General features: G+C 74.0%; 16 protein-coding genes. 8 read left to right on the top strand and 8 right to left on the bottom strand.

What is annotated here, in order from left to right:
- The first annotated feature begins 29 nt into the window (after positions 1–29).
- The gene (locus ACFO3Q_RS08715) at positions 30–776 is read left to right on the top strand and encodes a class I SAM-dependent methyltransferase (RefSeq protein WP_377004275.1); all 747 of its coding nucleotides are present in this window, start codon (positions 30–32) and stop codon (positions 774–776) included.
- Between the two features lie 242 nt (positions 777–1,018).
- Here the strand turns inward: ACFO3Q_RS08715 and ACFO3Q_RS08710 are convergent, their stop codons facing one another.
- From ACFO3Q_RS08710 to gltX, 3 genes are read right to left on the bottom strand one after another with little or no spacing between them, the layout of a single operon-like run.
- Complete coding sequence (locus tag ACFO3Q_RS08710; RefSeq protein WP_377004274.1) at positions 1,019–2,284, bottom strand: succinylglutamate desuccinylase/aspartoacylase family protein; 1,266 nt, start codon at positions 2,282–2,284, stop codon at positions 1,019–1,021.
- 5 nt (positions 2,285–2,289) lie between these two features.
- Positions 2,290–2,787, bottom strand: a complete 498-nt coding sequence (locus tag ACFO3Q_RS08705) for a transcriptional repressor (protein WP_377004273.1) — start codon at positions 2,785–2,787, stop codon at positions 2,290–2,292.
- A 46-nt stretch (positions 2,788–2,833) separates the two neighbouring features.
- Positions 2,834–4,240: a glutamate--tRNA ligase gene (gltX, locus tag ACFO3Q_RS08700; RefSeq protein WP_377004272.1), complete on the bottom strand. Its 1,407-nt coding sequence runs from the start codon at positions 4,238–4,240 to the stop codon at positions 2,834–2,836.
- Positions 4,241–4,406: 166 nt separating this feature from the next.
- Between gltX and ACFO3Q_RS08695 the strand changes: the two genes are divergently transcribed.
- The 7 genes from ACFO3Q_RS08695 (at position 4,407) to ACFO3Q_RS08665 (ending at position 10,237) form a co-directional block, all read left to right on the top strand.
- Positions 4,407–5,057, top strand: a complete 651-nt coding sequence (locus ACFO3Q_RS08695; protein WP_377004271.1) for a peptidylprolyl isomerase — start codon at positions 4,407–4,409, stop codon at positions 5,055–5,057.
- A 19-nt stretch (positions 5,058–5,076) separates the two neighbouring features.
- Positions 5,077–5,808 carry a UDP-2,3-diacylglucosamine diphosphatase gene (gene lpxH, locus ACFO3Q_RS08690; protein ID WP_377004270.1) on the top strand — a complete coding sequence of 244 codons (732 nt, stop codon included), beginning with the start codon at positions 5,077–5,079 and terminating at the stop codon, positions 5,806–5,808.
- 231 nt (positions 5,809–6,039) lie between these two features.
- Positions 6,040–6,429, top strand: coding sequence for a type IV pilin protein (locus ACFO3Q_RS08685; RefSeq protein ID WP_377004269.1), 390 nt, complete (start codon positions 6,040–6,042; stop codon positions 6,427–6,429).
- The gene (locus tag ACFO3Q_RS08680; RefSeq protein WP_377004268.1) at positions 6,423–6,950 is read left to right on the top strand and encodes a prepilin-type N-terminal cleavage/methylation domain-containing protein; all 528 of its coding nucleotides are present in this window, start codon (positions 6,423–6,425) and stop codon (positions 6,948–6,950) included. The genes ACFO3Q_RS08685 and ACFO3Q_RS08680 overlap by 7 nt, the downstream gene beginning before the upstream one ends.
- Entirely contained in the window at positions 6,934–7,347 is a 414-nt protein-coding gene (locus ACFO3Q_RS08675; protein WP_377004267.1) for a hypothetical protein, read from the top strand. Before ACFO3Q_RS08680 ends, ACFO3Q_RS08675 begins: the two co-directional genes overlap by 17 nt.
- Positions 7,348–7,364: 17 nt before the next feature.
- Positions 7,365–8,057, top strand: coding sequence for a hypothetical protein (locus ACFO3Q_RS08670; RefSeq protein ID WP_377004266.1), 693 nt, complete (start codon positions 7,365–7,367; stop codon positions 8,055–8,057).
- Positions 8,058–8,083: 26 nt separating this feature from the next.
- A complete protein-coding gene (locus tag ACFO3Q_RS08665) occupies positions 8,084–10,237 on the top strand; it encodes a hypothetical protein (protein ID WP_377004265.1) in 2,154 nt (717 codons plus the stop codon).
- A gap of 29 nt (positions 10,238–10,266) precedes the next feature.
- On the opposite strand, the gene ACFO3Q_RS08660 is transcribed toward ACFO3Q_RS08665, so the two are convergent.
- The 5 genes from ACFO3Q_RS08660 to ACFO3Q_RS08640 all read right to left on the bottom strand — a co-directional run.
- On the bottom strand, positions 10,267–11,082 hold the full coding sequence (locus ACFO3Q_RS08660; protein WP_377004264.1) for a ferritin-like domain-containing protein: 816 nt from the start codon (positions 11,080–11,082) through the stop codon (positions 10,267–10,269).
- Between the two features lies 1 nt (position 11,083).
- The gene (locus ACFO3Q_RS08655) at positions 11,084–11,431 is read right to left on the bottom strand and encodes a ribonuclease E inhibitor RraB (protein WP_377004263.1); all 348 of its coding nucleotides are present in this window, start codon (positions 11,429–11,431) and stop codon (positions 11,084–11,086) included.
- Positions 11,428–12,897: an amidophosphoribosyltransferase gene (gene purF, locus ACFO3Q_RS08650; RefSeq protein WP_377004262.1), complete on the bottom strand. Its 1,470-nt coding sequence runs from the start codon at positions 12,895–12,897 to the stop codon at positions 11,428–11,430. The genes ACFO3Q_RS08655 and purF overlap by 4 nt, the downstream gene beginning before the upstream one ends.
- A 4-nt stretch (positions 12,898–12,901) precedes the next feature.
- Positions 12,902–13,471 (bottom strand): CvpA family protein, encoded by a 570-nt coding sequence (locus tag ACFO3Q_RS08645; RefSeq protein WP_377004261.1) that lies wholly within the window; start codon positions 13,469–13,471, stop codon positions 12,902–12,904.
- A 25-nt stretch (positions 13,472–13,496) separates the two neighbouring features.
- Positions 13,497–13,807: SPOR domain-containing protein (locus tag ACFO3Q_RS08640; protein ID WP_377004260.1), on the bottom strand; the 311-nt coding region annotated here is incomplete at its 5' end.

The raw sequence follows: 13,807 nt of genomic DNA, 5'->3' as shown, positions 1-13,807 counted from the left end.
CCGTCATGGCCGCACGCAAGGAGACGCCCATGACCTCGCTCTTCCAGGAGATCGAAGCCCTCCACGGCGCCACGCCGTGGGGCGCGGTCCTGGACGCCGGCAGCGGTCCGTCCTCGATCCGCTGGATCGAGACGCTCCCGACCGCGCGCTGGACCGCCGTCACCGGCGCGCCCGGCATGGCCGACGGCATCCGCGACGCGCTGCGCCGCCCCATGCGCGACGGCGACCGCGTGGTGCTGGGCAACTGGCAGGACCCGGACCTGCTCGCCTGCGAGCGCTACGACACCGTGCTCGCCGACTACCTGCTCGGCGCCATCGAGGGCTTCGCGCCGTACTGGCAGGACCTGCTGTTCGAGCGCCTGCGCCCGCTGACCGCGGGCCGGCTCTACGTCATCGGCACCGAGCCCTACGTGCCGGTGCTGCGCGACGAGCCCCATGCGCGCCTGGTGGGCGACATCGGACGCCTGCGCGATGCCTGCCTGCTGATGGTGCGCGACCGGCCCTACCGCGAGTTCCCCATCGACTGGACGCTGCGCCACCTCGAACGCGCGGGCTTCCGGCCGGTCGCGGTGGAGCGCTACCCGATCCGCTACGGCCGCCGCTTCGTGGACGGCCAGCTCGACATGTGCCTGCGGCGCCTGCCGCGGCTGCACGACCCCGCCCTGGAAACCGCGCTGCGCCACCGCATCGAGACCCTGCGCGCACGCGCGCACGCCGTCATCGAACAGGACGGCGCACTGCGGCATGGGGCGGACTACATCGTCGCGGCTGATTAGGGCTGGGGCTGGGGCTGGGGCTGGGGCTCGGGGCTTGGGGCTTGGGGCCTGGGGCTCGGCTCGGCTCGGCACGGGGCTCGGGGCTCGGGGCTCGGGGCTCGGGAAGCGTACGAAGCCCTGTGCCCCGTGCCCCGTGCCCCGTGGCCCGTGCCCCGTGCCCCGTGCCCCGTGCCCCGTGCCCTGTGCCCTGTGCCCTGTGCCCTGCGCCCCGTGCCCCGCCCTGTGCCCCGCGCCCGGTGCCCTCACTCGTACTCCAGCTCGTCCTCCGCGGCATCCTCGCCGTTCTCGGCGGCGACGCGGCGCAGGGGGCGCGGGCCGCCCTCGCCGTCCTCGGGCACGGCCTCGCCCTCGCCGATGGCCGCTTCCTCGACCGCGCGCTCCTCGCTGGTCTCCTCGCCGAGGTGGTAGACGGCATAGCCCGGCAGCACCTGCTGGTTGAGCGCCATGCCGAGCACGCGGCCGTGGATGGGCGCGACGATCTCGCGCTCGCGGTTGAGGATGGGATCGAAGGTGCGGCCGAGGACCTGGCCGCGCTGCACGCGCTGGCCGAGTTCGACGTCGCTGATCAGCAGGCCGCCGATGTCGCTGCGCACCCACTGCGAGGCGTAGAACACCGGCTGCTCGGCGGCCGCCTCGCCGGTCTCGGCCTCCGGGTCCGCCGGCGTCATGCCGAGCCGCTGCATGAGGTGACGGAGGCCGTCGAGGCCGGCGTCGATCTCGTGCTTCTCGAGCCGCAGCGGCGCGCCGACCTCGAAGGTCACCGCGGGAATGCCGATCGCGTTGGCGGCCACCCGCAGCATGCCGCGGCTGCCGGGGCTGTGCAGGACCTGGGTGGCGCCGAAGCCGCGCGTGAATTCGAGCACGTCGGGCCGGGTCAGGTCCGCGCGCAGCTGCGGCAGGTTGCTGCGGTCGAACGAGCCGGTGTGGAAGTCCACCAGCGCGTCGCAGTTGCGCACGATGTTCTCGAAGAAGTTGAAGGCGACCCGCGAGGCGATGCTGCCGTAGCGGCTGCCGGGGAAGAAGCGGTTGAGGTCGCGCCGGTCCGGCAGGTAGCGGCTGCCGCGGCTGTAGCCGAACACGTTGACGATGGGCACGGCGATGACGCTGCCTGCCAGGGTCTCGGGCTGCAGGCCGTAGACCGCGCGGCGCACGATCTCGATGCCGTTGATCTCGTCGCCGTGCACGCCCGCCACCAGGCACAGCACCGGTCCCGGCTCGGCCCCGTGCACGATCACCACCGGCGCCGCCGCCTCGCCGGCGAGGCCCTGGCTGGCCTGCCACTCCAGGCGCACGCGCGTGCCGGGCAGCACGAAGCGGTCGAGGACGTGCAGCGGCGGGACCCGCGGCGGGCCCATCTCGGCCGGATCGACCTCGGGCCGCACGAAATCGATCGGCTGCGGCGCGCTCTGGGCGCGCCCCGGCGCGGTGACGGGGAAGTCCTGTGCGGCCGCGCCGGCGGCGGCCAGCAGCAGGCCGAACGCGGCGCCGCGCCGGAGCAGGGCCCGCACGGCGGTCAGTCCTGCGCGCTGCAGCGCGCGCACAGCCCGTGGACTTCGAGGGTCTGGGCCTGGGGCGTGAAGCCCAGCGCCAGCGCCTGCTTCTCCAGCTGCTGGCCGATGCGCACGTCCTCCAGCTCGACCGTCGCCAGGCAGCGGTCGCAGATCAGGAAGGGCGCCGAATGCTGGGCCGAACTCGGGTGGTGGCAGCTCAGGTAGGCGTTGACCGACTCCAGCTTGTGGATGAAGCCCTGCTCCAGCAGGAAGTCGAGCGCGCGGTAGACCGTCGGCGGCGCCGCGCCCTCGCGGGTCTTCCTCATCTGGTCGAGGAGGTCGTAGGCCTTGACCGGCTTCTGCGCATCGGCGATCAGTTGAAGCACCTGGGCGCGGATGGGGGTCAGGCGCAGGCCGCGCTCCTCGCAGGCGGCCTCCACCGCGCGCACGAAGTCCTCGGGCGCGTCGACGTGGTCGTGGGGAGCGGTGCAGGCGTGGGCGTCGTGGGCGGAAGCGGCCATGGACGGGATGCTAGCACCGCCGCGGTGAATCCCGCCCCGCCGCCCCTCAGCCCTCGGCGGGGATCCGGGCCAGCGCCGCGTCGATGCGGCGCAGGGCCTCGTCGCGGCCGGCAAGGTAGACGGTGTGGTCGATGGAGGGGCTGACCTGGGTGCCGGTCATCGCCACCCGCAGCGGCTGGGCGATCTTCCCCAGGCCCAGCGACAGCGCCTCGGCGGTGGCGTTGACGGCGGCGTCCACGGCCGCCGGGCTCCACTCCGCCAGCGCCGAGAGGCGCCGGTACATGTCCTCCAGCGGCGCGCGCGCGGCGGCGGTGAGGTGCTTGGCCACCGCCTTGTCGTCGTAGTCGGCCAGCGGGCGGTACCAGACCGCCGCGCGCTCGGCCATGTCCTTCAGCGTCTTCACGCGGTCGGCCAGGGCCACCACCACGTCGGCCGGCGCGGGACCGCTGGCCGGGTCGATCCCCTGCGCGCGCAGGTGCCACTCCAGCTCGGGCGCGACCTCGGCGGGGTCGGAGTGCTTGAAGTAGTGCTGGTTGAGCCAGGACAGCTTGTCGAGGTCGAAGCGCGAGGCCGAGTGGTTGACGTCGGCGATGTCGAACAGCCGGATCATCTCCTCGCGCGAGAAGATCTCCTGGTCGCCGTGCGACCAGCCGAGCCGCACCAGGTAGTTCAGCAGCGCCTGCGGGAGGAAGCCGTCGGCGCGGTACTGCATCACGCCCACCGCGCCGTGGCGCTTGGACAGCTTGGCGCCGTCGGGGCCGAGGATCATCGGCAGGTGCGCGAAGTGCGGCACGGGCGCGCCCAGCGCCTCGTAGATGTTGATCTGGCGCGGGGTGTTGTTGACGTGGTCGTCGCCGCGGATGACGTCGGTGATGCGCATGTCGAGGTCGTCGACCACCACCGCGAAGTTGTAGGTGGGGAAGCCGTCGGAGCGGATCAGCACGAGGTCGTCCAGCTCGGCGTTGGCCCACTCGATGCGGCCCTTGACCTTGTCCTCGAACACCACGCTGCCGCCCTGCGGGTTCTTGAAGCGGATGACGCGGTTCGGGTCGTCGCGCAGCGGCGCGTCCAGGTCGCGGTAGTGGCCGTTGTAGCGCGGCTTGGTGCCGGCCTCCATGGCCGCGGCGCGCATGGCGTCGAGCTCCTCGCGGGTCTCGTAGGCGTAGTAGGCCTTGCCGGCGGCGACGAGCTGCTCGGCGACCTCGCGGTAACGGTCGAAGCGATGGGTCTGGTAGATCGGGCCCTCGTCCGCGTCGAGGCCGAGCCAGCGCATGCCGTCGAGGATGGCCTGCACGGCCTCGTCGGTGCTGCGCTCGCGGTCGGTGTCCTCGATCCGCAGCACGAACTCGCCGCCGGTGTGCCGCGCCTGCAGCCAGCAGTACAGCGCGGTGCGCGCACCGCCGATGTGCAGGAATCCGGTGGGGCTGGGGGCGAAGCGGGTGCGGCAGGTCATCGGCGGATCGGGCGGTTGCGGGAAGCCGGCTAGTTTAGCCGTTGCCGGCCTCGCGCCGCCGGGCCCGCGCTGCGCGGCCCGGCCGCGCCCGGGGGCCGCGACGACACGGCCGGCGGGCGCGCTCGGCTAAGATGGCGGCCTGATCCAGGTTCTTCCGGAGTCCCCCATGTTCCAGCGCATGCCCGCGTTCGCCGCGGCCCTGCTCCTCGCCAGCGGCGGCCTGTTCTCCTCCGCTCCGCGCGCGCAGGAAGCGCCGGTCGATCGCGTGCCCACGGCCGAGGAGCTGGCCGCCCCGGTCAGCGGGCCGCGGGCGGTGCTGCACACCTCGATGGGCGAGATCACCATCGAGCTGTATCCGCAGCAGGCGCCGCAGACGGTCCGCAACTTCACCGAGTACGCGCGCAGCGGCTTCTACAACGGCACCGTCTTCCACCGGGTCATCCCGGACATGCTGATCCAGGGCGGCGCCTACACGCCGGACATGCAGCCCAAGCCGACCCGCGCGCCGATCCCGCTCGAGTCCAACAACGGCCTCTCCAACCTGCGCGGCATGGTCGCGGCGGCGCGCGCCGCGCAGCCGGACTCGGCGACCTCGCAGTTCTTCATCAACGTCGTGGACAACCCGCGCTTCGACTACAGCTCGGAGCAGAGCGACTACACCCGCGGCTACGCCGTGTTCGGCAGGGTGGTCGACGGCATGGAGGTCGTGGACGCCATCCGCGAAGTGCCCACCGGCGCGCGCGCGCCGCTGCAGCGCGACGTGCCCGCCACGCCGGTCACCATCGAGCGGGTCGAACTGCTGGACGCGCCCGAGTGAGCGCGGGCAGCCGCGCCGCATGACCACGCTGTTCGTCTCCGACCTGCATCTGGAGGATGCGCGCCCGGCCGTCACCGACCTCTTCCTGCGCTTCCTGCGCGAGGAGGCGATGCGCGCGGACGCGCTCTACGTGCTGGGCGACCTGTTCGAGGCCTGGGTCGGCGACGACGACCCTTCGGACGCCGGGGCGGCCGTCGCCGCGGGGCTGCGCGAGGTCGCCGACGCAGGGGTGCCGGTGGCCTTCCAGCACGGCAACCGGGACTTCCTGATCGGCCACGCCTACGCCGCCCGCGCCGGGATGCGCCTGCTGCCCGATCCCGCCGTGGTGGATCTCTACGGCACGCCCACCCTGATCGGCCACGGCGACCAGCTCTGCACGGACGACGCCGCCTACCAGGCGTTCCGGCGCCAGACCCGCGACCCGGCATGGCAGGCCGGCTTCCTCGCGCAGCCGCTGGAGGCCCGGCTGGCCTTCGCACGCCAGGCCCGCGAGGCCAGCCGCGCCCACCTCGCCGAGGTGGGCGCCGGTCCCGGCGGCGACGTCACCGACGTGACGCCGGCGACGGTCGAGGCGACCTTCGCCCGCTACGGCGTCGTGCGCATGATCCACGGGCACACCCATCGCCCCGCCGTGCACGCGCTCGACGTGGGCGGCGTCGCACGCACGCGGATCGTGCTCGGCGACTGGTTCGACCAGGGCTCGGTGCTGCGCGTGGACGGGGACGCCGTCCGGCTGTCGGCGCTGGGCTGAGGGCGACCGCCGCGGCGGGGCGTTCCGCGGCCTCCGGACCACACTGAGCCTCCCGGGCCGCCGCACCGCGGCCCTGGCGACGGGACGCCGCGGCTGCGGTCAACCTCCCGTTGACGCCGGCCGTGCCATCTATCTCCCGTGCCCGCGCCCGATGCATCCGTGGCCGTGCGGACAGGGCAGGCGGGTCTGCGAGAACCTGCGACGCGGCCGGCTCAGACGGGAGACCGCGCGATGCGGGCCAGCCGTGGCTTCACCCTCGTGGAAGTGATGGTGGTGGTGGCCATCGTCGCCATCCTGGCGGCCATCGCCGTGCCCGCCTACGGCAACTACATCCTGCGCAGCAAGGTCCGCCTGGCCCAGAGCGACCTGCTGGCCTGGTCGGCCGTGGTCGAGAACCACCGGCAGCGGACGCTGCGCTTTCCCGCCGACGCCGCCGCGGCCCGCCAGGGCTTCGCGCCCGCCTCCGACGACGGCGACTTCCGCTTCGACTACGCGCCCAGCGAGGGCTATACGCTGACCGCGGCGGGCGCCGGCAGGCTCGCGGGCTGCACCCTGCGCCTGACCGCCAACGGCAGCCGGAGCGCCAATGACTGCCCCGGTACGGGGAGCGGCGGATGGTAGCCGCACCCGCCCCATCCCGGCCGCAGCGCGGGTTCACGCTGATCGAGCTGGTCGTCACCCTGCTGATCGTCGCGCTGCTGGCGCTGGCGGCCCTGCCCTTCGCCCGCGCGTGGACGGACGGCAATCGGCAACTGCAGATGCGCAGCCAGCTGATGGAGGGCATCGGGCACGCCCGGGCGCTGGCCCTGCGCAATCCGCACGGCCTCACCACCGATGCCGCGGGTGCGCCGGTCGAGGCCGCGCGCCTCGCCTACGACGCCGGCACGCACGGGCTGCGGGTCGTCCAGCGCCGCGCCGACGGCACCTGGCCGACGGGCGCCGAGCCCCCCGCCTGGCAGAGCCCGCCGCTGGCCGGCGACGTCTCGCTGCGCCTGGCCGGGCACGGCGGCGCCTTCCGCTGCGTCGCCTTCGACACCCGCGGCCGCCCGCTCGGCAGCGGCGAATGCGCGCTGCCACCCGGCGTGCGTGCGCTCGCGGTGGGCGTCGGCAACCTGGACCCGCTCGATGTCGACCTGCTGTGACCGCCTCCGTCGCCAGCGCGGCGACATCCTGCTGGACGCGCTGATCGGCGTGCTGGTCGCCGCGCTGGTGGGCGGCGGCATCGCCCACCTGACCGCGCGCATCATGGACAGCCAGCGCCAGGCCCGGGTGAGCCAGATCGCGCTGGTCGAACTGCGCAACGCGCTGCTGGACGAGGGCCTGTCCCTGTGCGGCACCGCGCTGCCGCTCTCCCTGCCGGACGGACCCGCTGCGGAGGTCGAGTGCGCCGCCGCCGCGCCGCTCACCCTCTCCATCGGCGGCGCGGGCTACACCGTGACGCCGCCGGCGGCGATCGTCATCGAGGCCGACGCGGAGGCGCTCGGCCTCGGTACGGGCGGCGGCGCCGACCCGCCCCTGACGCTCGGGACGCGGCAATGAACCCGCGGCGTGCCCGCATGCCGCCGCCCCAGTCGGGCATCGGGCTGGTGGGGATGATGGTCGGGCTGCTGATCTCGCTGCTCGCCATCCTCTCCATGCTGGCGGTCTACAGGCTGATGATCGACATCTCGGTCGAGGCCATCGGCACCAGCCAGCGCGACGGGCAGCTGGCCTCGGCCCTGCTGGCGGTCCAGATCGAGCTGCAGCAGGCCGGGTTCGGCATCGAACGCACCCCGGGCACGCCGGACGGTGCGCTGCTCGCCATCGCAGAGCCGGCGCCCGGCGTCGCCCAGGTGGTCTGGCGGTTCCGGCCGGACCTGGTCACCGACGCCTGCGCAGGGCTGCGCCTGGCCACGCGCGGCGACGCCCCCGGCCTGTACTGGCTGCCGCCCCGGCCCTGCACCGGTGCCGCCGGCACGACCTGGGCGGACGCGGACCTCCAGCCGCTGTCGTCGGCGGCGGCCTTCTTCGTCCCGCGGGCGCGCGACGGCAGCGTCCTCGACGAGGCCCGCGTCGCCACCCTCGCCGACGCCCGCTTCCAGCTGGAGGGCACCTGCACCCTGCCCTTCGCGCAGCAGGCCTTCGACCCGGCGGCGCCCCGCCCGCTCGCGCAGCGCCTGGTGCTGCGCGACGGCGAGGGCGTCCTGTTCACCGCCTGCCTGTCGAACATCGCGGTCGGCACGAGCGCGGCCGGGGCGGCATCGCCATGAGGGCCCCGGCGCGCCGCCAGCACGGGATGGCGACCCTGCTGATCATCCTCCTGATCGGCCTCGCCCTCGCCGTCACCGCCCTGGCCGCGGCCCACGCCCTGCGCGGCAGCCAGCAGCGCCAGCTGACCACCCACGCCGCCACTGCCGCGCAGGGTGCGGCCTGGCGGGGCGTGGAGGCCCTGCGCCTGGCCCTGCGCGCGGCCGGGCCCGACGCCCTCGCCGCCTGGACCGGCCCACCGGCCGGCGACGCCTGGGAGGACAGTTGCGGTGCCGCACCCACCGCCCTCGACATGGAGGTCGGCGGCACCGCCGCCATCGGCGTGCCGCGCGCCCGGCTGACGCGGATCTGCCGCACCGCCACGCCCGGGGTGTACCGGGTCACGGCGGAGATCACCGGCGAGGCCGGTGCCGGCAACACCGCGCAGACCACGGCGACCCTGGAGGTCGTGTACGAGGCCGGGGCGGAGGAGCCGGACGACGCAACGCCCGACGGCGGCGGCGGCGTGCCGCCGTCCAACGCCGTCGTCACCTTCAACGACGACCTGAACCTCTCCGGCAGCATCGCCGTGCTCAAGGACACCGACACCGAGTACCAGATCAACGTGCGGGGCGACCTGACCACCGGCGGCAACACCATCACCGGCGTGGACACGATCTGGAGCACGGGCTCGGTCCAGATCTCCAGCGGCTCGCGCTTCGGGACGCTGCGCTCCAACGGCGACATCCGCTTCGACGGTTCGGTCTCGGCGACGCGGGCGGTCATGGCGCGCGGCGACATCTGCGTGAGCGGCGGCGCCAGCGCCCGCGACGCGACGGTCAGGGCCAACGGCTCGGTGGTCGCCGACGGCGGCGTGCTGCTGGGCGAGGTCGCCGCCATCGGCAGCAGCGACCGCGGCGACCGGACGCGGCTCTGCGGCCCGGTCGCGCTCGACGCCGACGGCCTCCCCTATGCCGTGGACCTGCAGGGCAATGCCGGCGCCCGGCGCGTCGCCGCGGCCGGCAGCGTGCGCATCCACTCCGGCTCCATCGCGGAGGAAGACGGCCTGCGCGCGAGCGGCCACCTGGTGGACGACAACTGCGGCGGCAGCGAATCGGGCCTGGTCGGCGGCAGCGCGGGCGGCGCGGCGGCGCAGTGCACCGGGAACCGCCCCGCCTGGCATGGCGTGCGCGTCCAGCCGGGCCTCCAGGTCGCCATCTCCCCCGTCTCGCCGGTGACCCTGGAGGCCGCCAGCTTCAACGCCTACGACGTGGAGGCCGCGGCGCACTACGCCTTCAACATCGACCGCAACGGCTACCGGGTGGTCACGGTGCGCGAGGTCGCCGGCATCGCCGACGGCACCTACTTCATCGGCGACTACGACAACACCGCGGAGACCGGCTGGAACCGGGGCTACAGGGACTTCATGTGCAGGGAACTGGCGGCCGGCTCCTCGCCGTCGGCGCCGCGCTGCCGCCCGCCCGTGCTGGACCCGCCGGGTACGTTCTGCGTCGGCCACTCGACCTACAACAACTGCATCGCCTACGACGCCTCGACCCGGACCTGGACGCTGAACGGCATCGGCTTCGCGCCGGGCATCGCCTGGTTCGAGGGCAGCCTGCACATCGCCAACGGCACCTACTTCAACACCTTCGTCGCGACCCGGACCGTCTCCACCGGCGGGTCGGTCTCGGTCTACGCGCTCGCGTACGCCGGCTACGACGGCACCCGCACCGCGGACGGGGCGACCGGCCGCTACGCCCCGAACGGCATCTGCACGCATCCCGCCTTCCCCGGGCGCCATCCCGCCGACTACTGCGACACGGCCGCCCGCGCCCTGCGCGATCCCGGCAACGCCGGGCTGGGCCACTACGCCCTGCTCGCCGGCAGCTACGACGCCGCGGGGCGCTACGTCGGCGGCGACGTCGTGCTCGGCGCGTCCAACCGCATCTTCGGCAGCCTGCTCGCCGGCAACCGCTACTCCAGCGGCGGCGACTCGACGATCCACGGCAGCATCAGCGCGCTGTCGCTGAGCGTGGCCGCGCACCGGATGAGCGGCAGCACCACGATCGACCTGCGGAACCTGCCCACGGGCTACCGGCCGATCGTCCCGCCCTGCGCCGCGACCGGCACCTGTCCCGAGCCCCCCGCGGCGGAGCCGGACGCGTTCGAGGCGGCCGTCCTGTGGACGCGCTACCTGTAGCGGGCACAGGGGGACCCGGCGCGCCCCGGCTAGCGCGGCGGCGGCGCCAGCGCCTCCAGCGCGGCCAGCTCCTCGGGGCCGAACCCCGCCGCCATGCGTGCCTCGACGTTGAAGGGGCCGCGCAGCGAGCCGCGGGCGTACCTGGACAGGAGGTCGCGGAAGGTCGGCTCCGGCGCCACGCCCTCGCGCTCGCAGCACCAGTGGAACCAGCGGCTGCCGGCGGCCACGTGCGGCACCTCCTCGTCGAGGATGGTCTCGAGGATGGCGACGGTGGCGTCGTCGCCCATGTGGCGCAGGCGGGCGATCATGCCCGGCGTGACGTCGAGCCCGCGCGCCTCGAGCACGCGCGGCACCAGGGCCATGCGCGCCAGGCAGCTGTGCGCGGTCTGCTCGGCCATCTCCCACAGGCCGTTGTGCGCATCGAAATCGCCGTAGGCGGCGCCGAGCTCGGCCAGCCGTGCCTGCAGCAGCGCGAAGTGCCGCGCCTCGTCGGCGGCGATCCGCACCCAGTCGGCGTAGTACGCGGCCGGCATGCCGCGGAAGCGGTAGGCTGCGTCCCAGGCCAGATCGATGGCATTGAACTCGATGTGGGCGATGGCGTGCAGGAAGGCGCGACGCCCCTCCGGCGTGCCGAGCCCGCGCTGCGCGAGCGCGCGCGGCTCGACCAGGCGCGGCCGCGGCGGCCGTCCCGGCATGCGGATGGGCGCCGGCGGGGGCGCGTCGGCATCGGGCAGGAGGTCGCCGCACTGGAAGGCCGCGAAGCCCTCCGCGGTGAGCGCCAGCTTGCGCTCGACGGTGTCGGCGTCGAGGCAGGCGCGGGCGTGCTCGAAGAGGCTGCGCGCCATCTCAGTTGAGGCGATCGACCTGGATGCAGCCCCAGCTGTCGGGCAGGCCGCCGAAGGGTTCCGCGATGCCCGCCAGCCGGCGCACGCAGGCCGCGACCTCCGCCTGGCGCGGCACCATGACCCGCAGCACCCGCGCGCGATGCCAGCCGTCGTCGCGGTCGAAGGGCGGCTCCACGCGGAACTCCGAGAGCAGCTCGACCGCCTCGACGAAGGCGCCCGCTGCCGCGCGCCGGGTGAAGGCGAACACGAACTCCACCTCCGCCGCCTGCAGCAGGGTGTCGCCGTCGCCCGAGGGCGGCGCCGGCGCCCCGACCCGGGCGTCCTGGACGATGCGGAGCGTCCGGCTCAAGACGCCTTCCTTCCGTTCTTGGCTTCGTCGCTGCGCAGCTGCTGGAGGCGCTCGAAGTAGCCCGGCTCGATGCCGGTGACGTACTCGCCGGTGAAGCAGGAGGAGTCGAAGGTCGTCACCAGCCGCTTCTCGCCGGCCACGGCGTCCTCGAGGTCCGCGATGTCCTGGTAGATCAGCCAGTCGCAGCCGAGCAGGCGCTGGACCTCCTCCTCCGTGCGCCCGTGCGCGACCAGCTCGCTGGCCGCCGGCATGTCGATGCCGTAGATGTTCGGATAGCGCACCGGCGGCGCGGCCGAGGCGAGGTAGACCTTCTTGGCGCCGGCGTCGCGGGCCATCTGCACGATCTGCTGCGAGGTGGTGCCGCGCACGATGGAGTCGTCCACCAGCAGCACCACGCGGTTGCGGAACTCCAGGTGGATGGGGTTGAGCTTGCGGCGGACGGATTTCACCCGCTCGCTCTGCCCCGGCATGATGAAGGTGCGGCCGACGTAGCGGTTCTTGATGAAGCCCTCGCGGTACTTCACGCCCAGCACGTTGGCGACCTCCAGCGCGGCGTCGCGCGAGGAGTCAGGGATCGGGATCACCGTGTCGATGTCGTGGTCCGGCCGCAGGCGCAGGATCTTCTCGCCCAGCTTCACGCCCATGCGCATGCGCGCCTTGTGCACCGAGACGTTCTCGATCATCGAGTCGGGCCGGGCGAAGTAGACGTACTCGAAGATGCAGGGGGCATGCCTGCTCTCCGGCGCGCAGACCTCGGCGGTGAGTTCGCCGCGCGGCGAGATGACCACGCACTCGCCCGGGCGCACGTCGCGCTCGCGCTGGAAGCCGGCGAGGTCGAGGGCCACGCTCTCCGAGGCCACCGCGTATTCCACCCCCTCCGCCGTCTCCCGCCGCCCCAGCACCAGCGGGCGGATGCCGTGGGGGTCGCGGAAGGCCACCAGGCCCAGGCCCAGCACCAGCGAGACCACCGCGTAACCGCCCTTGCAGCGCCGGTGCACGCCGGCGACGGCGGCGATGGCCGCCTGCGGGCTGAGCGCCTTCTGCGCCTCCAGCTCGTGGGCGAACACGTTGAGCAGCACCTCGGAGTCGCTCTCGGTGTTGACGTTGCGGCGGTCCTGCTCGAACACCTCGCGGCGCAGCGCCTCGGTGTTGATCAGGTTGCCGTTGTGCGCGAGCGCGATGCCGTAGGGCGAGTTGACGTAGAAGGGCTGCGCCTCGTCCGAGCCTTCCGAGCCGGCGGTCGGGTAGCGGCAGTGGCCGATGCCGGCGCGGCCCGGCAGCAGGCGCATCTGCGCCTCGCCGAAGACCTCGCGCACCAGACCGTTGCCCTTCTGGATGTGGATGCGGTGCCCGTCCGCGGTGGCGATGCCCGCCGCGTCCTGCCCGCGGTGCTGCAGCACGGTGAGCCCGTCGTAGAGCGCGCCGGCCACTTCTGCAGTGCCCGCGATGCCGATGATCCCGCACATAAGGTCAGACCTCTGGAACGTCGGGCCCGGGTACGGCATCGGCCGTCCCGGGCGGAGCCGGAGCCGGCGGAGCCGGTTCCGGACGGAAATCGATAGATGCGGCCGCCCAGTCCGGGAGCCAAGTGGCCATCCAGGCCGCACCGCGCTCGAACTGCGGCAGCAGGCGGGACTCGGCCCACCAGGGGTCCTGCGGCAGGGCCGTGAAGCCCAGCACCAGCACCAGTACGCAGCCCAGCGCGGCGCCCCGCAGCAGGCCGAACAGCATGCCGAGCAGGCGGTCCGTGCCGGACAGGCCGCTCACCCGGATCAGCCGGGACAGCAGCCAGGTGAGCAGGCCGCCGACCAGGATCGCCCCGACGAACACCGTCGCGTAGCCCAGCACCAGCCGCGCCGAGGGCGGTTCCACCCCGGCGAACAGTGCCGTGGCCGCATGCCCGTAGGTGAAGGCCAGCCAGAACGCCGCAGCCCAGATCGCCAGCGACAGCGCCTCCACCAGGAAGCCGCGGACCAGGCCGATCAGCGTGGACAGCGCGAGGATGCCGATGAGGACGAGATCGGCCCAGTTCAGGCTCACGCGCGGGTCCGGTGTTCGGGCGGTGTTACGGGTAGGAGACGACGTTGCCGGTGAGCTGCAGGCGCTCGGCCAGCTGCGCACGCAGGCGGTCCGCCTCGGCACGGTTGGCGGTCGGGCCCGCGCGCACCCGGAACACGGTGCCGGCGTCGGTCTGCGCGCGCTCCACCAGCGCGCTGAAGCCGGCGCCGCGCAGGCGGTCGCGCAGCGCGTTGGCGTCGCCCTCGGAACGGAAGGCACCCACCTGCACCGCGAAGCCGGCGCTCGGCGCCGCACGCTCCGCGGCCGCGGCCGCCGGCGCGGGAGCGCGCGCGGCGGGCTGCGCGGCCGCGGAGGCCG

The sequence above is a fragment of the Coralloluteibacterium thermophilum genome, assembly GCF_042654365.1.
In the GTDB taxonomy this organism is placed as follows: Bacteria; Pseudomonadota; Gammaproteobacteria; order Xanthomonadales; family Xanthomonadaceae; genus Coralloluteibacterium; species Coralloluteibacterium thermophilum.
The sequence above is the reverse complement of the archived record's forward strand: the minus strand, read 5'-3'. Positions and strand labels throughout refer to the sequence as shown.